The organism is Roseovarius sp. Pro17 (assembly GCF_035599575.1).
In the GTDB taxonomy this organism is placed as follows: Bacteria; Pseudomonadota; Alphaproteobacteria; order Rhodobacterales; family Rhodobacteraceae; genus Roseovarius.
On the sequence record NZ_CP141179.1, the window covers coordinates 2916016 to 2938377 of the forward strand.

Annotated in this window: 22 protein-coding genes; 8 read left to right on the forward strand and 14 right to left on the reverse strand. The window is 60.9% G+C overall.

The window, feature by feature from the left end; all coding sequences use genetic code 11:
- Positions 1-61: 61 nt before the first annotated feature.
- From U3654_RS14215 to U3654_RS14250, 8 genes are all read right to left on the reverse strand, one after another.
- A complete protein-coding gene (locus U3654_RS14215) occupies positions 62-1195 on the reverse strand; it encodes a PotD/PotF family extracellular solute-binding protein (protein ID WP_324752204.1) in 1134 nt (377 codons plus the stop codon).
- 91 nt (positions 1196-1286) lie between these two features.
- Positions 1287-1916, reverse strand: coding sequence for a hypothetical protein (locus tag U3654_RS14220; RefSeq protein WP_324752205.1), 630 nt, complete (start codon positions 1914-1916; stop codon positions 1287-1289).
- Positions 1917-1940: 24 nt separating this feature from the next.
- Entirely contained in the window at positions 1941-2219 is a 279-nt protein-coding gene (locus U3654_RS14225) for a BMC domain-containing protein (protein ID WP_324752206.1), read from the reverse strand.
- Positions 2220-2231: 12 nt separating this feature from the next.
- Positions 2232-2504 carry a EutN/CcmL family microcompartment protein gene (locus tag U3654_RS14230; protein ID WP_324752207.1) on the reverse strand — a complete coding sequence of 91 codons (273 nt, stop codon included), beginning with the start codon at positions 2502-2504 and terminating at the stop codon, positions 2232-2234.
- Positions 2501-2947 (reverse strand): hypothetical protein, encoded by a 447-nt coding sequence (locus U3654_RS14235; RefSeq protein WP_324752208.1) that lies wholly within the window; start codon positions 2945-2947, stop codon positions 2501-2503. The genes U3654_RS14230 and U3654_RS14235 overlap by 4 nt, the downstream gene beginning before the upstream one ends.
- On the reverse strand, positions 2947-3558 hold the full coding sequence (locus U3654_RS14240) for a BMC domain-containing protein (protein WP_324752209.1): 612 nt from the start codon (positions 3556-3558) through the stop codon (positions 2947-2949). Before U3654_RS14240 ends, U3654_RS14235 begins: the two co-directional genes overlap by 1 nt.
- On the reverse strand, positions 3555-5090 hold the full coding sequence (locus tag U3654_RS14245) for an aldehyde dehydrogenase family protein (RefSeq protein WP_324752210.1): 1536 nt from the start codon (positions 5088-5090) through the stop codon (positions 3555-3557). The genes U3654_RS14240 and U3654_RS14245 overlap by 4 nt, the downstream gene beginning before the upstream one ends.
- Positions 5087-6367: an aspartate aminotransferase family protein gene (locus U3654_RS14250; protein WP_324752211.1), complete on the reverse strand. Its 1281-nt coding sequence runs from the start codon at positions 6365-6367 to the stop codon at positions 5087-5089. The genes U3654_RS14245 and U3654_RS14250 overlap by 4 nt, the downstream gene beginning before the upstream one ends.
- A gap of 134 nt (positions 6368-6501) precedes the next feature.
- Between U3654_RS14250 and U3654_RS14255 the strand changes: the two genes are divergently transcribed.
- Entirely contained in the window at positions 6502-7287 is a 786-nt protein-coding gene (locus U3654_RS14255; RefSeq protein WP_324752212.1) for a DeoR/GlpR family DNA-binding transcription regulator, read from the forward strand.
- Here U3654_RS14255 and U3654_RS14260 read toward each other — a convergent pair.
- Together U3654_RS14260 and U3654_RS14265 are read right to left on the reverse strand one after the other, a co-directional pair.
- Positions 7282-8364 (reverse strand): AI-2E family transporter, encoded by a 1083-nt coding sequence (locus U3654_RS14260; RefSeq protein WP_324752213.1) that lies wholly within the window; start codon positions 8362-8364, stop codon positions 7282-7284. The two genes, U3654_RS14255 and U3654_RS14260, sit on opposite strands and share 6 nt — an antisense overlap.
- Before the next feature lie 165 nt (positions 8365-8529).
- A complete protein-coding gene (locus tag U3654_RS14265) occupies positions 8530-9807 on the reverse strand; it encodes a D-amino acid dehydrogenase (RefSeq protein ID WP_324752214.1) in 1278 nt (425 codons plus the stop codon).
- 537 nt (positions 9808-10344) lie between these two features.
- Here U3654_RS14265 and U3654_RS14270 point away from each other — a divergent pair.
- From U3654_RS14270 to U3654_RS14300, 7 genes are all read left to right on the forward strand, one after another.
- A complete protein-coding gene (locus U3654_RS14270; protein ID WP_324752215.1) occupies positions 10345-12480 on the forward strand; it encodes an indolepyruvate ferredoxin oxidoreductase subunit alpha in 2136 nt (711 codons plus the stop codon).
- The gene (locus U3654_RS14275; RefSeq protein ID WP_324752216.1) at positions 12477-14045 is read left to right on the forward strand and encodes an indolepyruvate oxidoreductase subunit beta family protein; all 1569 of its coding nucleotides are present in this window, start codon (positions 12477-12479) and stop codon (positions 14043-14045) included. Before U3654_RS14270 ends, U3654_RS14275 begins: the two co-directional genes overlap by 4 nt.
- A 6-nt stretch (positions 14046-14051) precedes the next feature.
- Positions 14052-15470 (forward strand): FAD-binding oxidoreductase, encoded by a 1419-nt coding sequence (locus U3654_RS14280; RefSeq protein WP_324752217.1) that lies wholly within the window; start codon positions 14052-14054, stop codon positions 15468-15470.
- A gap of 209 nt (positions 15471-15679) precedes the next feature.
- Positions 15680-16783: a TRAP transporter substrate-binding protein gene (locus U3654_RS14285; protein ID WP_324752218.1), complete on the forward strand. Its 1104-nt coding sequence runs from the start codon at positions 15680-15682 to the stop codon at positions 16781-16783.
- Positions 16784-16804: 21 nt separating this feature from the next.
- Entirely contained in the window at positions 16805-17335 is a 531-nt protein-coding gene (locus U3654_RS14290) for a TRAP transporter small permease subunit (RefSeq protein ID WP_324752219.1), read from the forward strand.
- The gene (locus tag U3654_RS14295) at positions 17332-18708 is read left to right on the forward strand and encodes a TRAP transporter large permease subunit (protein WP_324752220.1); all 1377 of its coding nucleotides are present in this window, start codon (positions 17332-17334) and stop codon (positions 18706-18708) included. Before U3654_RS14290 ends, U3654_RS14295 begins: the two co-directional genes overlap by 4 nt.
- Positions 18709-18774: 66 nt before the next feature.
- Positions 18775-18987, forward strand: coding sequence for a dodecin (locus U3654_RS14300; protein WP_324752221.1), 213 nt, complete (start codon positions 18775-18777; stop codon positions 18985-18987).
- A gap of 65 nt (positions 18988-19052) precedes the next feature.
- Here U3654_RS14300 and U3654_RS14305 read toward each other — a convergent pair whose 3' ends face one another.
- Genes U3654_RS14305 through U3654_RS14320 form a run of 4 tightly spaced genes read right to left on the reverse strand, consistent with a single transcriptional unit; the run spans position 19053 to position 22333 of the window.
- On the reverse strand, positions 19053-19769 hold the full coding sequence (locus U3654_RS14305) for an ABC transporter ATP-binding protein (protein ID WP_324752222.1): 717 nt from the start codon (positions 19767-19769) through the stop codon (positions 19053-19055).
- Positions 19762-20520, reverse strand: a complete 759-nt coding sequence (locus U3654_RS14310; RefSeq protein ID WP_324752223.1) for an ABC transporter ATP-binding protein — start codon at positions 20518-20520, stop codon at positions 19762-19764. The genes U3654_RS14305 and U3654_RS14310 overlap by 8 nt, the downstream gene beginning before the upstream one ends.
- Positions 20517-21476, reverse strand: coding sequence for a branched-chain amino acid ABC transporter permease (locus U3654_RS14315; protein WP_324752224.1), 960 nt, complete (start codon positions 21474-21476; stop codon positions 20517-20519). The genes U3654_RS14310 and U3654_RS14315 overlap by 4 nt, the downstream gene beginning before the upstream one ends.
- Complete coding sequence (locus tag U3654_RS14320; RefSeq protein WP_324752225.1) at positions 21473-22333, reverse strand: branched-chain amino acid ABC transporter permease; 861 nt, start codon at positions 22331-22333, stop codon at positions 21473-21475. Before U3654_RS14320 ends, U3654_RS14315 begins: the two co-directional genes overlap by 4 nt.
- Positions 22334-22362 lie beyond the last annotated feature (29 nt).

The following is a 22362-nucleotide window of genomic DNA, read 5'->3' on the forward strand; positions in this document are numbered from 1 at the left end:
CGAACACTCCGGGATCTAGGGGATATACAGGGCGGCGGGGGTGGCGCCGCCCTGCCCGCGTTTAGCTGCGGCGCGCTTGAGTATAGATGTCGATCAGCGCATCATAGGATGTGACCACCTGATAATCCGCGGATTTCGCCATATCCTCGGCCAGACTGTCCATCTGGATCGCATCCAGCTCATCCTCGGTAAACAGCGCCATCACCTCCTCGTTGCCCATCTGGGCCACGGGATTGTAGGTGCCTTCGGTAAAGGCAACGGCGTGGGCGATCTCGGGCGTCTGCACGAATTCGAGGAAATCCTGCGCAAGTTCGGTGGGATCGGGGTTGTTGACCACCGATGTCAGCTCGACCCAGACGCAGCCGCCCTTGCCATCGACAGGGCCGGAATTGGGCGTAATCGCGCGCACATTCGTCAGCCCGTCAAAGCGCGCGGGCGAGGCAGTATAGACGCCACCCGTAAAGTAGGCGTCGATTTCGCCGTTGATCAGCGCAGTGTTCATCGCCACAAGATCATCGGTCAGCAGGCGGGCATTGCCGAAAATCTGCTCGGCAGTCGATTTGAATTTGCCCTGATCGTCGCCCTCGATCGCCTCGAACGGGTTCAGACCAGCGGCCATCGCCATGTGGATGATGTTCCAGTTGTCATAGGTCAGAACGCCATAGCGCCCCTTCATCTTTTCGTCAAAGAACAGGTTCCAACCCTCGTCCTCGGCCGTCTCGCGGCTGATTACGTCGGTGTTCACCACGAACGAGAACGGGCCATAGCGCTGCGGCATTCCCAGCAGGTCGCCGTTTTCGGCAAAGGCCAGCGGATAGGGCTCGGAAAATTCCGGCAGCATCTTGTCGAAATAGGGCATGAAGCGGTCTTTATCCATCGGCTTGATAAGGCCTTCGGGATAGAGCTGCTCGCGCGCCCATGGCTGGTTGACGTTGATCAGATCCCACACGCGGACCTCTCCGGCACGCAGCTTGTTGATCATGTCGGGGTCCGACGTGCCGCTTTCGGCGCGCACGGTGGCGTCGGGATGGGCCGCCCGATAAGGGCCAAGCACCGGATCGGAGTTGTACCCCTCCCAGCACAGAATGTTCAGCTCGTCATTGCGCGCGGCATGTGCGGCGCGCGGGCCCATCAGGCTACCGGCCCCCAGCAGCGCACCGGCGCCGGCAGCGAATTGTCGTCTTGAAAGTGTCATGGTCAATCCTCCCGAGATTGTTGGTTGTCGGTGATGCCGTTGTCCGCACGCTCTTGTGGCGCTTGTGGTCGGGTTCCGGCGTTGGGTCGTCCTACTTCTTTCGTCCCTTAATCCCCTTTAGACACGCGGTGATCGTGGCGCGCGCGGTCTCCATGTCCTTGACCGAGCCGGACATAAATATCCGCCCCGTCGCGCCCATCATCTGAACGTCGTTGATGATGGCATTCGGTGCGGCCTTTTCGGCCTCGTTCGCAGCAACGCACGCGAACAGCGCAGGCGCCATTTCATAGATCAACAACGCCACCCCCGGCACCAGGATTGATCCATCGCGCGAGCGGTTCAGGATGATCGCGTGCTGGTCCGACAAATCCTCGATGATGTCATGGTAAAGGATCGTCGGCGCCAGCTGGTCCTCGGGCTTGGCACCGATCCCTTTCAGGATCGCACGCCCCGCCACCTCGACATCCGCCATGTCGTCGGCGTGCAATTCCAGCAGGCCGAACTGACGCTCGGTGAACAGAATACCCGGCTCCATATCCGGCGATTCCTTTAGCGCCAGATCGGTGATTCGGTGGATCGCTAACGCCGGAGACACCTCGATGATCAGCGAATTCTGCCCGGTAAAGGGCGGATACCCCCGCGCCCGCGTCGGCGACGAAAGATAGGCCGCAAACTGCGGTTGCAGATCCTCGATCGGCAGATAGACGCGTAGTTCGGTCATCAAAATGCTCCGGTATTGGTCGGCTTATTTCGCCGCGTCGAAATGCTTGGCCAGATCGGCGTGGGGGCGCGGGATGACGTGAACGGCGGTGACTTCGCCCACTTGGCTGGCCGCCTCGGCGCCCGCCTCGGTCGCGGCCTTGACCGCGCCCACATCGCCGCGCACGACGACCGACACCAGACCGCCGCCCACCTCATTGCGAGCCACAATTTCCACATTGGCCGCCTTGACCATCGCGTCGGCTGCGGACAGCGCGGGCACGTAGCCCTTGGTTTCGATCATTCCGATTGCGAGATTAGCCATGAATTCTCTCCTTTAGCTTTTCCGGGTCTTGCCGGATTTGTTGGGTGTTTCTTCGTCGATAGAGCCGATGATCAGCGCGTCGATCGGCGCCGTCTGGCCAGTAAAAAATGCTGCCGCGACCGACCCTTGGGTGATCAGCACCGCCTCGCCCGGCGCGCAGCCCAGCGGGTCGAACGCGATCAGGCGGTCGCCCTTTTCGGTCTCGACCTCAAGGTAGGCGCCGGTCGGCACCGACTCTATGCGCCGCGAGGCCCAGACTTTTCCGCTGACGGTTGCGCGTATCATGATGCAAACCTTTCGATCCTGATGCCCCGGCGGCGCGCCTCGTCATTGGCGAGCGGCGTGAGGCGGCAATGTTTCGGCACGCGCAGCACTTTGGCACCGCGCTCCAGCGCCTCGATGTCACGTTCTGTCACCAGCTTCTTGGACAGCTCCGCCGCCTTGCTGCGCGCCGGGCTGGGCGGACTGGTGACGATGCGCGGCGCGTAGGTGTTCGCGGGCGCTGGGATAATGCCTGACAGTTCGAACCGCTGCGCGCCGCTCGTGACTGCACTGGCAAAACCCGGGTCATTAGACGCACGCATCACCAGATCGCGCGCGAAACGATCCAGATCGGCACTGCCGTTCATCTGCACCCGCTCGGGCGTGCGCGCATGGGGCAACTCATTGCGCAGCGCCGCAATCTCTTCGCGCAGAATGCTGCGTATTTCATCGCGCAGGCTGGACACTATGCCGCCCCCGCTGCGCGCAGCGCCGATTCCACCGCATTGCGCGCGTTGCGCACGTCCGCTTCGGTCCCGGCAAGGTAAAGGCGACCGTTCGCACCGATGGGGCGCATATCGATCACCTTGATATCGGCCTCTTTTTCGGCCTCATTACAGGCCAGAACGGCATAGGCCGCGGACTGGCATTCCAGCAGATAGACAGACTCGCCGCCCAGCACCATCGAGCCCATCTTGTTGCGGTTCATCAAAAACGCATGCTGGTTTTCAATGTTGGTCACGATTTTCGAGGCGAGTATCTTGGGTTTGGCCACGTCATCCGCAGTCTGGCCCAACTGCTCCATCACTGCCGCAGCACCCGCCTGCACCTCGGCGGTCGAGCGGGAGTGGAACTGGAGCGTGCCGAACTGACGCTCGACCACCAATAACCCGGCGCGCACATCGGCGGATTTCAGGACGGCATCGGTCAGCGCCTCGACATCAAGGCCCGGCGAGATCTCAATGATCTGGGCGGCCATGCGGGCGCGCGGAAGTGAGCCGCGCATCCAGGTGGAGAGGTAAGCCAGCGTTTGCGGCTGCAACTGGTCGATGAAAATCGAGGCGCGCAGGTCGGTCATTTGTCGCCTCCGGTCAGCCCTTTGAGCTCTTCAAGGATCAACTGGCGCAGCATGTCGCGGTCCGTTTCTGGCAGGGCCGAGGGCGGGCTGTGCGTCGCGTGTGATTGCTGGGTCGCAGCTGGCATTTTGCTGTCCAGAACCGACAGATCGAACTGGTCGAAGGGCACCGATGCGTCACTGTTATAGGCGATGCGGGTCCAGTGAACCAAATGCTGCGGCCCCACGTTTTCGCCCACGGACGACCGTCCGGCAAAGCCTGTGCCGATCATGAAGGACGGCGGCAGGTGCGTGCCAAATCCTGCGGCACCTTGGGAACAGGGCGCGTTGACGACAACGCGGTAAACCGGCAGCGCGTTTGAGAACCGCAGCAAACGGTCCGGCGCTTCGCCGTGGAAGGCAGCGGAATGGCCGCCACCGCGTTTGAGGATCTGCGCGGCAATCGTCATCGCCTGCTGGAAATCGACGGCCGAGGCGAGGGTCAGAACCGGGCACAGCTTTTCTCGGAACAGCGTATCATCCTGCCCCGGCGCGGTGATGACCGGGACCAGAATCCGCACCGAAGGACTGACGCGGATGCCCGCCTGATCGGCGATCCAAGTAGCGGATTTGCCGACGGCCGCGACGTTGAAGCCCGTATCAGTAAAGAGATACTCGCGCAGCTTGTCCGTATCCGCCTCATTGCACAGATGCGCGCCGGCGCTGCGCAAAGCGCGCTCCATATTGCCGCGATTGGACTCAAGCGTCAGGACAACGCTTTCGTTGGTGCAAAGGACGGAGTTGTCAAAGCTTTTGCTGTCCACCAGCCGTTTGGCGGCGGCGTCCACCTTGGCCGACGGATCGACATAGGCGACCGCATTGCCCGGCCCGACGCCCAGCGCGGGATTGCCTGAGGAATAGGCCGCGCGCACCATCGCACCACCGCCCGTCGCCATTATTACGGCGACGCGGTCGGATGCCATGATCTCCTGCACCAGCGGCACTGACGGATGCTCGACACACTGGATCAGGCCTGCGGGTGCGCCCGCGGCCTCGGCGGCATCGGCCAGCGCTTTCGCGGCGGCGACGCTGCATTCGCGCGCCGCCGGGTGCGGGCTGAACACGATGGCGTTCCGGCTGAGGATCGCCAGCATCGCCTTGTAAAAAAGCGTCGCGATGGGGTTCGTTGCGGGGGTCAGGGCGAACACGACGCCGGCAGGTTTTGGCAGTTCGACCATCTTGTCGTCGGGCAGCACGCGGGGGCTGACCAGATCGAGGTCGCGGTAGTAGTCCAGCAGCGGCAGGGTGCTAAGCTCGTTCTTGATCTTCTTGTGCTCAACCACGCCGAAACCAGTCTCGCGCACGGCCCAGTCGGCATAGTGTCCAGCCTGGGCATGACCGGCGCGCGCGACGGCCTCGGCGACCTTCAGCACCGTTTCGCGGTTGGCCTTGCCGAACTGGCGCACGGCCCAATGGGCGCGGCTGACTTTCATGTGCGCGGTCGCAATATGCGGGTCGGGAACAACCAGACGCGAGGCGTTGGTATCGGCGCTCATGCGGCTGTCCTCATCGTTTTCAGCAGTTGGCGGGCGCGGGGCATGGCAGCGTCAAAACGGTCCATGATTTCCTGACAGACATCGACATTCAGCAGCACGCCGGGCTTGAATTGCAGAACCCGCTTGTCCAGCGACGAAAAGATCGCCCAAACGCCATTTTCATATAGCGCGCGGGAGACCGCAACAGCGCCCTCAGGGTGATCAAACTCTAGCCCCAGAACAACGCCGCGCTGGCGCACTCCGACAAAAATATCGCTGTGACGATCCATCATTTCCTGCATGGCGGTCGCAAAGAACTCAGACACAAAATGCACGTTCGAGATGATTTCAGGCCGCTGCAGCATGTCGATCACCTGATGCCCGACAATACATCCCAGTTCGGCGCCGCCAGAGGTGGAAATATGCGCCGCGCCATCCTCGTGCAGCCAACCGCCGCACTCCTTGGTCACAAGGCAGGCCGAGATGGGATAGATGCCACCGCCCAGCCCCTTGCCCGTCACCATGATATCCGGCTGGATGCCGTAGCCCTGCCAGCCCCACATGATTCCGGTGCGCAAAAGGCCCGTCTGCACCTCGTCCGAAATCAGCAGCGTGCCGTACTTGCGACAGATGCGGTGGCATTCGCGCAAATAATCGTCGTCCGGCATGGGAAAGCCGTAGGTCGCCGGGATCGTTTCGATGATAAAAGCGGCGACGTCGCCCTTTTTCAGCACGTCCTCCAATGCGTCGGGGTCGTTGAACGGCACTTGAATGAACTCGTCCGGCCGGTCGGCGAGGAAAATCTTGCTGAACCGCTCGTCGCCCGTCGCCACCGACAGGCCGGAATGGCCGTGATAGCCCTTGATGATCGACACGATCTTTTTCCGCTGGGTGACGTAGCGCGCGGTTTTCAGAGCGATTTCGACCGCCTCGGCCCCGCCAGCGCCAAAGATGGCGTATTGCATATGCGGCGCCGTCTCGATCAGCTTTTGCGCAAAGGCGGCGCGCGCGACGGACGGGAACCAGTGGTTGCCCATGTCAAAATAATCGAGGCCGGATTTCAGCGTCGCGACCAATTCAGGGTTGCGATGGCCGAAATTATAGGTGCCACCGTTCAGGTGCAGATCAATCAGGCGTTTGCCCGACATGTCATAGAGAAAATACTCCTCTCGACGGTCAATCACCATCGGCGTTCCGGCATCGCTCCAGAATTGCACCTTGCCCGGATTCCAGTATTCGGCGGCCTTTTCCAGAAGGTCGTCTTTGGAATCGAAGCTGAAAAATCCGTAGTTGAACACGCGTGATTCCCCCTCAGTCGCCTGTCACTTTAACGATAGAGTTGGGTCTGGCAACTAATTTTGTGGCAAGTCGGTCATTTTGGATGGGTGACATGGTCAAACTCCGGGTTATAAAAGGATCGAAAGGGGTGAGGATGGCACTTTCCAAAAAGGACCGCAGGCAGGATCAAATCCTAGCCGCACTCGATCGCAACCCGTCGATGCGCGTTAGCGAACTGGCGGACGCGCTGGCGGTGTCGTCCGAAACCATCCGGCGCGACCTCAGTCATTTGGACGAGGCCGGGCGCATCAGCCGCACCTATGGCGGGGCGGTGCGCGGCCATGTGTCCGAGCCGCATCTGGCCGAACGTCTGGGCCAGCATATCGACGCACGCCAAGCTATTGCGCGCACTGCGATGACGTTGATCGGAAACGCCGAGACCATCTTTATCGGGGGCGGCGCGACGACGCTGCATTTCGCCCGCGCGCTGCGCAGCACCGAGCGGCGGCTGACGGTGCTGACGCCCGCATTCAGGGTCGCCGCCGAATTGTCGGAAAATGCCAACATCCAGACCATGTGCCTGCCCGGCCTCTTTGACGGCAAGGAGGGCATGGTCACAGGCCCCGAAACGCTGGCCGCGATCCGCCGCTATCACGCGCCCATCGCCTTCATGGGCGCCTCGGCCATCGACGCGGGCGGTGTGAGCGAGGCGATGCTGGGCCCGTCCGAAGTTTACCGCGCGATGATCGAAAATGCGCAAACGGCCTACATTCTGGCCGATCAATCCAAGTTCGACCGGCGGGCGCTGCGATACATCACGGAATGGACCAGCGGCATCCATCTGGTCACGGACGTGTCGCCGGGCGCCGATCTTCTGGCAGCGCTTGAGGCGGGCGGCGCCGAGATCACGCTAAGCGGCGCTGGCGGCCGCGCGCTATAGATGCCTAGTACCCAGGTCGACCCGGTCGGCCATGAGGATTGCAATCGGCCTCGTCGGGCCAAAGGCCGAAAAAACGATCGTCAGCATCGAAGTCAGAGGTACCGCCAGCAGCGCACCGGCAAGACCCCAAAGCGAGCTCCAGACCGCCAGCGACACCAGCACGACAAAGGGGCTGAGATTGACCCGCCTCCCGATCAGACGCGGCTCTACCACGTTGCCAATGAACATCTGCGCCACGGTCAGCAAGATGCCCAGCAGCAATGTCCACCACAGATCGCCGAACTGCACGATCGACAGGCCGACAGGAAAAGCGACCGCGACCAGCGATCCGAAATAGGGAATGTAGTTCAGCAGGCCAATCACCAGCGCCCAAAACAGCGGGAAATCCACGTCGAGCGCCCAGAGAATAACGAATGACACCGCGCCCAGAATGACGTTGATCATCGTCTTGATCGCCAGATAGTCACCAATCCGATCGTTGATGTCGCTGATCATCGCCTCGGTGCGCGCAGCGCCTTCGGGATCATGCATCGCCGCTGATAGCTTGCCGGCAAACCCCGCCCGCTCGGACAGCAGAAACGCGGAATAAACGATGACCAGAAACACCGACGCGCCGATACCGGTTATGTTGAGCAGCGCCGTGTTGATCAGGCTTTGCACGGATAAACGGCCGAACGTGGCATCGCGAATGGTTTTCCAATCGGGACGCTCGTCCACGCCGAACATGTCGGCACCCTGCGCGACGATGCGTTCGATATTGGCCTGATATGTGGGCGCCTCGCGCAGGATACGGCTGATCGTGTCAACGACGACGCCCAGCAGAATCAGAACCACCAGCGTAAAGGCGAGCAAGACCAGCAGCCGCCGCAACGCAGGGGACAGCCGCCTGAGCAGCGGCACCCGGCCCAGCGCCTCGGATGCGCTTGTGAGAACATAAACGGCGATTACGGCGGCCAAAATGGGCAGCAACACAGGTTTGCCAATGATCAGCAGAAAGCCGGTCAGCACCACCAGAAGCGCCGCGTTGACCAGAAAGACCAGTTGGGACGGATACCCACTCACCGGCACATCCGGCATGTCAGTTCGGTCACGGCGGTTTCGGGCATTGGCAGGGCTCCTTTGGCGCAGGCCAACACGGGCCTGCGAAATCGCTGATAGCGACCTTATGCCAAATTCACAGCCGATTGCCACCAGCAGAACGTCGGTTGCGCTGACCCTTTCACAGGAGCGCAGCCTGCTGCCCTATGCTGCGCGCGGAACAGCGCCCGGAACATAGCGATCATAACTCAGATCCGCCGTTTCGATATCCGAACTGCGCCCCGCGACGAGGTCGCTTAGCACGCGGGCCGATCCTGCGGCCATCGTCCAGCCCAGCGTGCCGTGGCCGGTGTTGAGGAACAGATTATCCACGCCTGCCTGCCCGATGATCGGCGTCCCGTCGGGCGTCATGGGACGCAGACCCGACCACAGCTCGGCGCGGCTTTGATCGGCGGCACCGTTGAAAAGGGACTCGACCGACAGCGTCAATGTCTCTTGCCGCTTCTTGTTCAGGCTGCGGTCGAGGCCGGCCAGTTCGGCCATGCCACCCACGCGGATGCGGTCGCCAAGGCGCGTAATGGCGATCTTGTAAGTCTCGTCCATGACGGTCGATTGGGGCGCACGCTCGGGCGCGATGATGGGCGCGGTGATCGAGTAGCCCTTGACCGGATAAATCGGTAGCTTCAGCCCCAAGGGGCGCACCAGCGTCGGAGAGTGGTTGCCCATCGCCACAACAAACACATCGCCTGTCACGCGACCCTCGGAGGTCTGGGCTGCTTCGATACCGTTCGCGCCCAGTTCCAGCGCGCGGATCTCGACCCCGGTGCGGAACGTCACGCCCAGATCCTTGGCCATCTTGGCCAGCTTGGTCGTGAACATGTGGCAATCGCCGGTCTCGTCGCCCGGCAGGCGCAGACCGCCCGCGATCAGATCGCGCGCCTTTGCCAACCCCGGCTCAGCCGCGATGCAGCCCTCTGCATCCAGAACCTCATAACGCACGCCGCCCTGCTCCAGCACCTTGATGTCCTTGGCCGCGCCATCCACCTGCTTTTGCGTGCGAAACAGTTGCAACGTGCCTTGCTGGCGGTTGTCAAAGTCGATGCCCGTGTCATTGCGGATCTCGGTCAGGCAGTCGCGGCTATATTCGGCCAGCCGCACCATGCGCCCTTTGTTGACCTCATAGCGCGCCTCGGTGCAGTTGCGCAGCATCCGCACCATCCAGCTGACTTTTGCCCAGTCGAGGCGCGGCTGAACGATCAGTGGCGCGTGGCGTTGGAACATCCATTTCAGCGCCTTCATTGGAATGCCGGGTGCCGCCCAAGGGGCCGAATAGCCCGGCGAAATCTGCCCCGCATTGGCAAAGGTTGTGTCCGCGCCGACCGCATCGTTGCGGTCGATGACCGTTACTTCGTGGCCATCCTTGGCCAGATACCATGCAGATGTGACGCCAATGACGCCGCCTCCGAGAACAACGATTTTCATAGCTCACCCTCCTGCCGACGCACGGCCGTTCAAAGCCCACAGGAACACCAAGTAGGCATGAATATTCCGCTAGATTTCAGAGTATTTCAAAGTAATTTTAGAAGATTATTCGATATTTCGGTTAACACCTCGAATATTACGCCTACCAAGCGCCTTATCAACGTACATTATTCATCCGGAACGAAGTTTGGCGCTCCTTTTCGCGCGGCGCGGCAGGTTATCACGAACATTGCTGCTGCCGATTTGGTTTTGGACATACACAACTTCCGTATCAGTATTATACGGGGGGCCATCTCAACTTACCCACAGTCGACCAAGCTATACTGCAACGATAGCCATGGCAGAGTTTTCATAATGTATTGACAAATTAGTATAGATAAATAACCTATATGGCATTGTCGGAGGCGACTTTTGGCTTCTCTGGAATGTCTCGGTATCGTCCGACCACACGGTCAGGCAACCGAATGGCGGCCCAAGAGGATGACCAGAATTCCCGACCTCTTCCTTGACTGGATTGAACTCTGATGGAGGCCCCTCATGGCAGAACGCTCCTTTGCCAAGGAAGTCACCGAACTGCGCAAGCGTGACGGCGAAATCTTCGAATCCGAGGGCATTCTGGCCGTCGTAAAGGGATTATTGCAATCGGGCGTCAGCTATATCGGCGGATATCAGGGCGCGCCGGTGTCGCATGGGATCGACGTTCTGAAAGACGCAGGCGAGATCCTGGATGATCTGGGAATTCAGGTCGAATTCAGCGGCAACGAGGCGATTGCAGCGGCCATGCTGGGTGCATCCATCAACTATCCCGTGCGCGGCGCGGTGCTGTTCAAATCGACGGTCGGCACGAACGTCGCGTCCGATGCCATCTCCAACCTCTGCTCTGCGGGGGTCAGGGGCGGGGCGCTGATGATCCTCGGCGAGGATTATGGCGACGGCTCGGCGATCATTCAGGAACGGACTTATGCGTTCGCGCTGAAATCTCAGGCGTGGCTGCTGGACCCACGCCCCGACCTGGAAAGCATCGTCAACTCCATCGAACAAGGCTTTGAGCTATCCGAGGCCAGCAGCACGCCCGTCATGCTGCAACTGCGCATCCGTGCCTGCCATGTGACCGGCGCCTTCGTCGCCAAGGATAATCGCCCGGCCACAGGCGTCAGCGCCGAGGCCAAGACTGATCCCATCTTCGATTTCGGCAATGTCTGCCTGCCCCCGTCGGTCTATCGACACGAAGAGGACAAGATGCAACGCCGCCTGCCCGCAGCCAAGAAATTCATCCGCGAGAACAAACTAAACGAGGTTTTCGAGGGCGATCTGGACAAGATCGGCATCATCACGCTGGGCGGGCATTACAATGGCGTGGTGCGTGCGCTGCAACTTCAGGGGTTGGCCAGCCTCGATGGGCAGTCGCGTGTGCCGATCTATTGCCTGAACGTCGCCTATCCGCTGGCCGACGATGAGGTGCTGGAATTCTGCGCTGGCAAGTCAGCAGTGCTGATCGTCGAGGAAGGCCAGCCCGCCTATCTGGAGGATGCCATCGGCGGCATCCTGCGCCGGGGCGATCTGCAAACCACCATCGTGGGCAAGCAGGTTTTTCCCATGGCGGGCGAGTATCGGGGGGACGTGCTGTTGGACGGCATCGCCAAGTTTCTCGAAGGCAGCAGCCCCACGACCCTTGACCTCGCCCCCGTCACACAGCCCTCCGCCCATGTGCGCGACCTGAAGGGGCGCGCCGCCGAAATGCTGGGCGCCAAGGTGCCGATACGCCTGCCGACCTTCTGCACCGGCTGCCCAGAGCGCCCTGTAATGACCGCGCTCAAGCTGGCTGAGCGGGACGTGGGCAAATTCCACGTCTCATCCGATATCGGCTGTCACACCATGTCGACGCTCAAACCGTTCAACATGGGCAGCACGGTTCTGGGTTATGGTCTGGGACTGGCGGCGACCTCGGCGGTCACGCCAATCATGGAGCGCCCCGTCGTCACCCTGATGGGCGATGGCGGGTTCTGGCATAGCGGGCTGTCCAACGGCGTCGTCAACCATGTTGCGAACCAAAACGACGGCGTGCTCGTCATCCTCAAGAACGGCTATAGCGCCGCGACCGGCCACCAGACGCTGCCATCGACCACCCGCGAACAGATGGGCGATGGCGCGCCCGGCCTCGACATTGCCAAGACGCTGAAGGCATTCGATGTCAAATGGATCAAAACGCTGCGCTCTTACGATCTTCACGCCATGGTCGGCACGCTGAAGGACGCACTGACCACCAAGACCAAAGGACTGAAGGTCATCATTGCCGATGGTGAGTGTCAGTTGGCAAAGGCGCGGCGGATGAAGCCGATCGAGCGCGAGCGCATCAAGACCGGCAAGCGCGTCGTGCAGGCGCGTTTCGACGTCGATGAAAATGTCTGCACGGGCGATCACTCGTGCATCCGCCTGTCGGGCTGTCCGTCGCTGACCATCAAGGATTCGTCCGATCCGCTCAAACGCGACCCGGTGGCAACCGTGCTGAACACCTGCGTCGGCTGCGGCCATTGCGGCGAGGTTGCGCATGAGGCGATCCTCTGCCCGTCCTTTTACAAGACGGAACAGGTGCGCAATGCCAGCCGGTTTGAACGCTTTGCAGCCCGCGCCAACCGCTGGATGATCGCGCGGATGCAGGGGCGTGCGGGATGAAGGACTTCAAGATGCCGCCCGTGCCCGATCAACGTTCGCCTCAACCCCACGCTATCACGCAACCCATCCGCATGTGCATCGCCGCACTGGGCGGCGAAGGTGGTGGCGTGTTGACCGCGTGGCTGGTCGCCGTCGCGCGTGCCGAGGGTTGGCCCGTTCAAAGCACGTCGGTTCCCGGCGTCGCGCAGCGCACAGGTGCCACGACCTACTACATCGAAATCGTACCGCAAATCTGGGGCGGCCCCGCGCAGCCGGTTCTGGCGCTGACGCCAACAGCAGGTTTCGTCGATGTGGTGGTCGCGACTGAATTGCTCGAGGCTGGCCGCGCGATCGAACAGGGGTTCGTCTCGCCCGATCGCACGACGATCATCGCATCGTCCCACCGCTCCTTTACCATCGAAGAAAAAAGCGCGATGGCGGACGAACGGATCGAACCGGATCGCATCCTGAAAGCCATCGATGAATTTTCTGCCCGCTCGATTCCCGTCGATTTCGCCCGGCTGGCCAAGGACGCGAACGCGGTCGCCAGCAGCGTCGTTCTGGGGGCCATTGCGGGCGCAGGCGTCTTGCCGGCATCGCGTGAAACCTATGAGGACGCGATGCGCGCCTCGGGAATCGCCGTCGAGGCAAATCTGCGCGGATTTGCTGCCGCGTTCGATTACGTAACGGGTCAGGGCGCGCCGGATGCACCGAGCGATGCGCGAGCCACCGGAACCGACGAGCAGGTCAACCATGGCTTCCCGGCCGAGATCGAAGCGGTCCTCAAACACGCCGTTCCGCGCCTCACCTCATTCCAAAATGCCAGCTACGCGGATCGGTATCTGCAATCAGTCAGGCGCGTGCTGGAGGCCGAAAAGGCCGCAGGCAAAACCGACCGGGGTTATCCCGTCACGCGCGAGGCGGCGCGCTATCTGGCCCTGATGATGAGCTACGAGGACATCGTGCGCGTCGCCGCCCTCAAGACCGCGCCAGAGCGCTGGCAGGCGCTAAACGAGGCCAATCAGATGGGCGACGGCGACACGGTCCGCGTCACCGAATATCTCAAACCGGGGGTTGAGGAATTTGCCTCGATGATGCCGCCCTTCCTAGGCCGCCGCCTAGTCGCGGCAGCGCGGCGGCGCGGCAAGCTGGATGCCTATAACATCGGCATGGGCATTCGCACCAGCTCGGCCTGGGGCTTTGCGATGATGCGCCTGCTGGCGGCGATGCGTTTCTGGCGGCCCTATACATATCGTTACGCGCTCGAGACGGCTGCAATCGACGCGTGGGTCGATTTGGTGGTCGCCGCGACGCAGATCGACGCGGAATTCGGCGCCGAGGTGGTCGAATGCGCCCGCATTCGCAAGGGCTATGGGTCGACCCATCGGCGCGGAACGGCGAACTTCGAGGCGCTGATGACCCGGATCGTGGCCCCCGCCGTGGCCGCAGGCCGGTCCGATGCGGATGCGCTCGCCGAATTACGCAAGCTGGCCTTGTCCGACCCCGACGGCGACGCGATGCTTAGTGAATTGGATCGCCGCCATCCCGATACGCGAGGGGTCGATGCGGCGATACCGCCAGGCTGAGGTCGCATGACACATGATCCCTCCACACCACAGCGCCCCTCGCCCGAGACGATCCGTGCGTTGACAGACGAACTGAAACGCAGTTTTGGCGAGCGCGTTTCCGCGTCCAAGGCAATCCGAACCCAGCACGGCAATACGCTAACATGGGGCCAGAACGCACCGCCCGATCTGGTGGTTTTTGCGGAATCGACCCAAGAGGTCTCGGCAATCATCCGACTTGCCGCCGACCGACGCGTGCCCGTCATCGCCTACGGCACAGGCACATCGCTTGAGGGGCATCTGAACGCGCCATTGGGGGGCGTCTGCATTGATCTGTCGCGGATGAACCGGATCGTCGATGTGCGCCCCCAAGATCTGGATTGCACGGTCGAGGCTGGCGTCACGCGCCTCGCGCTGAACCACCACCTGCGCGATATGGGTCTGTTCTTTCCCATTGATCCCGGCGCGGACGCGTCCATCGGTGGAATGACCGCCACCCGGGCGTCCGGCACGGCCGCGGTGCGTTACGGCACGATGCGCGAGGTGGTGCTGTCGCTAACGGCGGTTCTGGCCAATGGCGAGATCATCCGCACCTCCAGTCGGGCGCGCAAATCCTCTGCCGGCTACGATCTAACCCGGCTCTTGATCGGTTCCGAAGGCACGCTGGGCATCATCACCGAAATCACGCTGCGCCTGAACGGTATCCCCGAGGCGATATCAAGCGGGATCTGTTCTTTCCCATCTGTGAAACAGGCCTGCGATGCCGCGATCACCGCAATTCAGTGGGGGATCCCAATCGCGCGGGTCGAACTGCTGGACGATATGCAGGTCAAGGCGTGCAACCTGCATTCAGGTCTCGACCTACCCGAAACGCCGTTGTTGCTGTTGGAATTCCACGGCAGCCCTGATGGGGTGCGTGAGCAAAGCGAGCGTTTCGGAGCCATTGCCGCAGATTGCGGCGGCGGCACGTTTAATTGGGTCACGAAGCCCGAAGAGCGCAGCCGATTGTGGCAGGCACGACACGACGCGCATTGGGCCAGCAAGGGCCTGCGCCCCGGTGCCGATGCCGTCGTCACCGACGTTTGCGTGCCGATATCGCGCCTTGCCGAATGCGTCGAGGCGACGCAGCGCGACCTTGCGGAAAACGATTTCGTGGCGACCATCGTGGGCCATGTGGGCGACGGGAACTTTCACGTTCAACTGATGGTCGATCACCAGGACCCGCGCGAATCTGCGGCCCTGACAGGGTTCGTCGACCGCCTTGTTCAGCGGGCAATCGACATGGACGGCACGGCGAGCGGTGAGCATGGGATCGGCCAGATGAAGCGCAAGTACATGATCGCAGAGCATGGCGCAGAGGCCATCGATGCCATGCGCGCGATCAAGGCCGCGCTCGACCCGCTGGGCATACTGAACCCCGGCAAAATCCTTCCGCAAATGCCTTGAACCTCAAGGATTTAGGTGGCTGGGCTGATCTAAATCAATGACCGGAGGCAAACGGATCATCCACACCGTTGCGGGCCACGCACCAAACATCAATACTTATTTGTTATAATTCTCGTTTCCATGTGACGAAAAATCTGTAGGGTACTGGTTAAAAAGGCAGCGATCAGGCTTCGGAAGTCATCGGGATTTCACTCGAAGGGAGCGAGAATATGAAACGTCGTCAATTCATTACCAATGCAGGCTTGTCCGCAACGGGACTGGCCGCTGTGACCGCCGCCCCTGCCATCGCGCAGGACGTGCGCGAGTGGCGGCTGCTGCACGCCTACCCCAAGGGCTATCCGATCTACGGCACGGCCCCCGAAAAATTCGCGGAATTCGTTACCAAGGCCTCGGATGGCCGCCTGAACATTCAGGTCTTTGGCGCAGGCGAGGTCGTGCCCGCGTTCGAAACGATGGACGCCGTGCGCGGCGGCACCGCTCAGATGGGGTTCGGCACATCCTATTTCTGGAAGGGCAAGGTTCCTGCGCTTCAGTTTATCCCCGGCCTGCCGTTCGGCATGACGGTGCAGGAGCAGAACGCATGGTTCATCTCGGGCGGTCTGGAACTGGCGCAAAAGGCCTATGACGAGCTGAACGTCAAATTCTTCGTCGCTGGCAACAGCGGCCCGCAGATGGGTGGCTGGTTCAACAAGGAGATCGCCTCGGCCGCCGACCTATCCGGCATCAAGATGCGCATGCCCGGCCTTGGCGGCGAGGTTCTGAGCGCGATGGGCACCACAATCGTCAACCTGCCGGGCGGTGAATTGCTACCCTCAATGCAATCGGGCGCGATAGATGCCTGCGAATGGATCGGCCCGTATCTGGACATGGCGTTCGGCTTTCACAAGGTTGCCGAATATTACTACTATCCCGGCTGGCAGGAGCCATCGGGTATCAACGATTTGTTCGTCAACATGGACGAATGGAACGCCCTTCCCGCCGATTTGCAGGAAATCGTGGCCGCGGGCGCTGAGCTGGCCAACAGCTATGTTCTGAACGAATTGACGGCGAAAAACCCCGAGGCCCTACGCGCACTGGTCGAGGATAACGGCGTCAACCTCAAGCGCTTCAGCGATGACACGCTGATCGAGCTGGGGAATACGGCGGGCGTCCTGCTGAATGATCTCGCGTCGAGCGATCCTCTCAGCCGCGAGATACTGGATAGCATCCTGAGTTTCCGCGAAAATACGCTTAACTACACTGATATCAGCACACGCGCGGTGCTAGAGGCGCGGGCGCTCGACTACAAATACGCCGGGCTGGTGAAAAACTAGACGCAGCACCGGGAGCCCCAGATGCATCGACTGCAAGCTATTGCAGACCGGATCGACAGCGTGATCGACCATCTGGGGCATATCCTGTCCTGGCTGGTCGGTTTCACCGTCGTTGTCTGTGCGGCGGTAGCAATCCTGCGCTATACATTGGGGCTGGGCTGGGTGTGGATGCAGGATGCCTATGTCTGGGCCAATGCGGCGCTCTTTATGCTAGGCGCCGCGCCTACCCTCTTGCATGGCAAACACGTGCGCGTCGATTTCGTCTATGGCGCCAGAAGCCAGCGATACCGTGCCATCGTTGATCTGCTCGGCTCGGTTTTCTTGCTTATGCCGTCCCTCATCGCCATTTTTGTCCTGTCGTTTCCCTATGTGCGCGATTCATGGCGACGGCTGGAGGGCACACTGGACGTCGGCGGAATGCCGGGCGTTTTCCTGATCAAATCGGTGTTGTTGCTATTCTGCCTGCCGCTGGCCGCGCAGGGACTGTCCTTGGCGATACGCAGCTATATCCGGCTGGCAGCGCCGGACCTGGCCCGGAGCCGCGACGCATGAGCAATCCTGAAATCATCGGGATTATCATGTTCCCGGTCGTCATCGGCTTTCTGATGATGGGCTATCCGGTGGCGTTCACCCTGGCGGGTGTCGCAATCGCCTTTGCCAGCTTTGGCTGGATGTTCGACATCATCGACCTCGGACTGCTCAACAGCGTTCCGTCGCGCATCTTCGGTATCATGACGAACCTCGTTTTTGTCGCCATCCCCCTCTTTGTGTTCATGGGCGTGGTGCTGGAGCGGTCGCGCATCGCCGAGAATCTGCTGATGGCCCTTGGCGAGTTGTTCGGCACGCTGCGCGGTGGTCTGGGCCTGTCGGTCATTTTCGTGGGCGCGTTGCTGGCGGCCTCGACGGGTGTGGTGGGCGCGACTGTCGTCACGATGGGCCTACTCAGTCTGCCTGCGATGCTGCGGGCGGGCTATGATCCCAGACTGGCCAGCGGCATCATCTGCTCGTCGGGGACGCTAGGGCAGATCATTCCGCCCTCGACCGTCCTGATCCTGCTGGCCGATATCCTGCAAGGCGCCAATGCGCAGGCACAGATGGCCAAGGGCAATTTTGCTCCTGACCCTGTTTCGGTAGTCGAACTGTTCGCCGGGGCGTTCCTGCCCGGTCTGGTGTTGATGGGCCTCTATGCCAGTTGGGTCATCTTTACCGCCGTATTCCAAGGCCACAAATGCCCCGCCCTCGCCACCAAAGCGCCCTCGGCCAATGCCGGCAGACAGGCGATCAAGGCGCTGGTATCGCCCCTCTTGCTGATCGGCGCGGTGCTAGGGTCCATCCTGCTGGGCCTCGCCACAGCAACCGAGGCTGCGGCGATCGGCGCAATCGGGGCGGTCCTGCTCGCCGCGCTTCAGGGCAAGTTGAGCATATCCATGCTGCGCTCTTCGATGCATTCGACCATGTTGATATCGTCGATGATCTTTCTAATCCTGATCGGTGCGTCGCTGTTCTCGCTGGTGTTCCGCATGTTCCAAGGTGACGTGCTGGTCGAGGATTTCCTGCACAACATGCCCGGCGGCATGGTGTCGGCGATGCTGTTTGTGATGGTGGTGATCTTCTTGCTGGGCTTCGTGCTGGACTTTATCGAGATCATGTTTCTGGTCCTGCCCATCGTCGCCCCGATCATGCTGATGTTCGACATCTCGCCGATCTGGTTTGGCATCATGATCGCGGTGAACCTGCAAACCAGCTTCCTCACGCCGCCTTTCGGATTCTCGCTATTCTATCTACGCAGCGTCGCCCCGCCCGAGGTGACGACCGGACAGATTTATCGCGGAATCATTCCGTTCGTCCTGCTTCAGATCTGCGGCCTTGCGCTGCTGTGGTTCTTTCCGGCTTTGGCCACCTGGCTGCCCGAGGTTCTGTTCTGATGGCAGGAATTCGCCGCAGTAAACGAACGCACTACTTTCTTCATCGTAAACCAAGGAGGATAAAACATGACACAAACAACCCACCCCGTCACCGAGGTATTCGGCACATCCGACAAATCCATGGAGGATGCGATACGCGGCGCCATCGCGACCACAAGCGAGACCATCCGCAATCTGGAATGGTTCGAAGTCACGCAGATGCGCGGGAAAATCAATGACAAGGGCGAAATCGACCATTTTCAGGTCGGCGTAAAGCTGGGCTTCCGGCTGGATCGCTAAGGCGCGTCAGTCGACCCAAGCCTAAACACAATGCGACCGCCGGGCGGGTTCCGGCGGCTGCTAAACTACATGCCCAGATACGCCTCGCGGATGATCGGATCGTCGATCAGTTCGCTTGTCGGGCCTGCCTTCATGACCTTGCCGGTTTCAACCACAAAGGCATAATCAGCCAGCTCGAACGCCGTCATGACATCCTGCTCGACCAGAATAATTGTCGTGCCTTGCTTGTTGATCTCGACCAGCGTTTCGGCCAGTTCCTCGACCAGTTTCGGCGCGAGGCCCAGCGACAATTCGTCGATCATCAGCAGTTTGGGCCGCGACATAATCCCGCGTGCAATGGCGCACATCTGCTGCTGTCCACCCGACATCGTCGTCGCGTCCTGACGCCGACGTTCGCGCAAGATCGGGAACAGATCATAGACACGTTCCAGATCCTGCTCGATCGCGTCCTTGTCCTTGCGAAGGTAAGCCCCCAGCAGCAGATTGTCCTTGACCGTGAGGCCACGAAACAGCCGCCGGCCCTCGGGCACATGTGCGATGCCGGCGCTCAGGATCGCATTGGGCGAGGCCGACGTGATATCGACGCCGTTGAAATGGGTGCTGCCGCCCGTGGCGGTGCATATGCCCGAAATCGTGCGCATCAGCGTCGTCTTGCCCGCGCCGTTGGACCCGACCAGACAGGCCAGTTCGCCCTCGTTCACGGCCACATCAATACCCCAGAGAACCTGGACATCGCCATAGCCCGACATGAGGCCCGAAATCTTCAGGAGCGGCTCACCCATGATTTTCCTCCGTCAGGCGCTTGGCGAATTTCTCGCCCAGATAGGCTTCGACCACCCTTGGATCATCGACGACCTGCTGCGGGTCGCCTTCGGCAATCAGTTCGCCGTGATGCAGCACGATGATGCGCTGCGACAGGGTCATGATGACCTTCATCAGATGTTCGATGATGATGATCGACACGCCGCGCTCTGATATTTTCTTGATCAGTTCCAGCGCGCCGTTGATCTCGGCCGAGTTGAGACCGGCGTTCACCTCGTCCAGCATCAGAACGCGCGGCTTCATCGCGAGGCTCTTGGCCAGTTCCAGCCGCTTGCGGTTGGCAAGGGTCAGCGCCGAGGCGGGCATATCGGCAGAGTCAGCGATCCCGACGAAATCGAGATACTCATACGCCGCGTCATAGGCCTGCGACAGGCGGTCGATCTTTTGGCCAAAGAGCGCGCCAGCCGCGACATTCTGCATCACGGTCATTTCCGGGAACGGCTGCACCACCTGAAAGGTGCGACACAGCCCGCTGCGCGCCGCCTGAAACGGTTTCTGCCGCGTCACGTCCTTGCCGTCAAAGATCACCTTGCCAGAGGTCGGGGGATGAACGCCGGTGATGCAGTTCACCAGCGTCGTCTTGCCCGCGCCGTTGGGGCCGATAAGGCCGACGATCTCGCCCTCTTCCAGCTTGAATGACACGTCGCGCACCGCCTGGATTCCCCCAAAGGAGCGCGCGACAGAGTGTAGTTCGACAACCGGTCTGGTCATGAGTCGCCCTTCCTCGATTTAGCGGCAGCTTTCCTTCTGAGCTTGGAAAACAGTCCGATGTTCAGGATGCCATGGGGCAAAAAGAAGATCAGGATCACGATCAGCACACCCAGGATGGCGCGGTTCCAGCTAAGGAAATTGACCCAGACCAGCTCTTCCAGAACGATGAATGTCGCAGCACCGATGACCGGGCCCAATACCGTGCCTGCGCCGCCTAGGAGTGCCATCACCGGCACCTTCAGCGTCACGACGATCTGGAAGGATTCCGACGGATCGATATAGCCGACCCACGACGCATAGACCGCACCGACCGTGCCACACAGCATGGTCGACAGGACAAATCCGATCACCTTGTATTTCGTGGTATCGACACCGACCATGTCGGCGGCATCCTCATTCTGGCGGATGCACTGTAACCCAAATCCGAGACGATGGTTTTTGACCAACACGTTCATGATGTAAGCCAGCACCATAAGGCCCAGCATGACCATCAGGAACAGCTTGGCGACCTCATCAGGCTCCCAGCGCAGGATCGGCACGTTCAACCCGTTGCCACCGCCGGTCAGCGACGACCACGATGAAACTATCAGGCGAAACAGCTCGACCAGCACGATAGAGCCGATGGCAAAGTAGTGTCCCTTGAGGCGCAGCAGCAGCGCGCCCACAGCGGCGGACAGGATGCAGACGAACAACGTGGCCAGCAGCCATGCGGCTACCATAGGCACGCCGTTAATTTGTGAAACGGCCCCCACGTAGCTGCCGACACCGACGAAGGCGGCGGTGGCCAGCGACGGGTATCCGGCAAAGCCGCCGATGATGTTCCACGACATTGCCATGGTCGAAAACATGGCAATGGTGATCGCGACCCTGACGATATGGTTCTCCGCGTAGAACGGCGTCGTGCCCAGCACGATGATCCAGATGATAAAAAGAAGCGTTCCCAGCTTGGCCATCATTCATACCCCTTCACGCCGACAAGGCCGGTGGGTTTGACGAGCAGCAGGAACAGGAGCAACAGGAAGCCCACGATCGGGGCGTTCTGCGGCCCGAAATAATGCGCGGACAAACTCTCGACAATGCCCAGCACCAGCCCGCCGACCAGCGCGCCGGGTACCGATCCGAGGCCCCCGACAACACAAACGATGAACGCCTTGCCCAGATAGACGCCCGCAACGCTGGTCGTCGTCGGGAAAACCATCACAAAGATCACGCCCGCCAGTCCCGCCATCATCGCGCCGATGCCGAAGGTGATCGCGTAGATATTGTTGATGCGGATACCCATCAGTTGCGCGGCGACCGTATCCATACGCACCGCGACAATAGCGCGGCCGATCTTGGACGAACGCATGACGTAGAACAGCAGGCCCGTCAGCAGGAATGCCAGTGCGACGCCCACCAGTCGGTCCGCGGGCATAAAGACGCCCATGAACTCAAAACTACCCATGTCCAGCCGTATCCGGCGCGGTGTGGCCGAAAAGTAGACCGTCATCAGATTATAGAGGATCATGTCGAGGCCGAAGGTCAGCGTCAGCGTCGTCAGCACGGGCGCGTGCACGATCTTGTTGATCAGCGTGTATTGCAGTCCATAGCCCAGAGCGAACATCAGCGCGCCCACCAGTGGCAGCGCGAACAGCGGATGAATGCCGAGGTAGGACCACATGAAATAGGCCAGATAGCCGCCCAGAACGATGAACGATCCGTGCAGCATGTTGATGACGTTGAGCACCCCCCAGACGAGGGAAAAGCCAACGCCGAGACAGGCGTATAACGCACCCAGAGCGAGGCCGTTGACGATGATCTGGGCAAAATCCATCTGCTTAGTCCCCTGTTTTCCGTCTAAAT

Excerpts from the sequence above, each read along its gene's own strand:
- U3654_RS14215 (WP_324752204.1), bottom strand. The coding sequence starts at position 1,195 with ATGACACTTTCAAGACGACAATTCGCTGCCGGCGCCGGTGCGCTGCTG.
- U3654_RS14220 (WP_324752205.1), bottom strand. The coding sequence starts at position 1,916 with ATGACCGAACTACGCGTCTATCTGCCGATCGAGGATCTGCAACCGCAG.
- U3654_RS14225 (WP_324752206.1), bottom strand. The coding sequence starts at position 2,219 with ATGGCTAATCTCGCAATCGGAATGATCGAAACCAAGGGCTACGTGCCC.
- U3654_RS14230 (WP_324752207.1), bottom strand. The coding sequence starts at position 2,504 with ATGATACGCGCAACCGTCAGCGGAAAAGTCTGGGCCTCGCGGCGCATA.
- U3654_RS14240 (WP_324752209.1), bottom strand. The coding sequence starts at position 3,558 with ATGACCGACCTGCGCGCCTCGATTTTCATCGACCAGTTGCAGCCGCAA.
- U3654_RS14245 (WP_324752210.1), bottom strand. The coding sequence starts at position 5,090 with ATGAGCGCCGATACCAACGCCTCGCGTCTGGTTGTTCCCGACCCGCAT.
- U3654_RS14255 (WP_324752212.1), top strand. The coding sequence starts at position 6,502 with ATGGCACTTTCCAAAAAGGACCGCAGGCAGGATCAAATCCTAGCCGCA.
- U3654_RS14260 (WP_324752213.1), bottom strand. The coding sequence starts at position 8,364 with ATGCCGGATGTGCCGGTGAGTGGGTATCCGTCCCAACTGGTCTTTCTG.
- U3654_RS14265 (WP_324752214.1), bottom strand. The coding sequence starts at position 9,807 with ATGAAAATCGTTGTTCTCGGAGGCGGCGTCATTGGCGTCACATCTGCA.
- U3654_RS14270 (WP_324752215.1), top strand. The coding sequence starts at position 10,345 with ATGGCAGAACGCTCCTTTGCCAAGGAAGTCACCGAACTGCGCAAGCGT.
- U3654_RS14275 (WP_324752216.1), top strand. The coding sequence starts at position 12,477 with ATGAAGGACTTCAAGATGCCGCCCGTGCCCGATCAACGTTCGCCTCAA.
- U3654_RS14280 (WP_324752217.1), top strand. The coding sequence starts at position 14,052 with ATGACACATGATCCCTCCACACCACAGCGCCCCTCGCCCGAGACGATC.
- U3654_RS14285 (WP_324752218.1), top strand. The coding sequence starts at position 15,680 with ATGAAACGTCGTCAATTCATTACCAATGCAGGCTTGTCCGCAACGGGA.
- U3654_RS14290 (WP_324752219.1), top strand. The coding sequence starts at position 16,805 with ATGCATCGACTGCAAGCTATTGCAGACCGGATCGACAGCGTGATCGAC.
- U3654_RS14295 (WP_324752220.1), top strand. The coding sequence starts at position 17,332 with ATGAGCAATCCTGAAATCATCGGGATTATCATGTTCCCGGTCGTCATC.
- U3654_RS14300 (WP_324752221.1), top strand. The coding sequence starts at position 18,775 with ATGACACAAACAACCCACCCCGTCACCGAGGTATTCGGCACATCCGAC.
- U3654_RS14305 (WP_324752222.1), bottom strand. The coding sequence starts at position 19,769 with ATGGGTGAGCCGCTCCTGAAGATTTCGGGCCTCATGTCGGGCTATGGC.
- U3654_RS14310 (WP_324752223.1), bottom strand. The coding sequence starts at position 20,520 with ATGACCAGACCGGTTGTCGAACTACACTCTGTCGCGCGCTCCTTTGGG.
- U3654_RS14315 (WP_324752224.1), bottom strand. The coding sequence starts at position 21,476 with ATGATGGCCAAGCTGGGAACGCTTCTTTTTATCATCTGGATCATCGTG.
- U3654_RS14320 (WP_324752225.1), bottom strand. The coding sequence starts at position 22,333 with ATGGATTTTGCCCAGATCATCGTCAACGGCCTCGCTCTGGGTGCGTTA.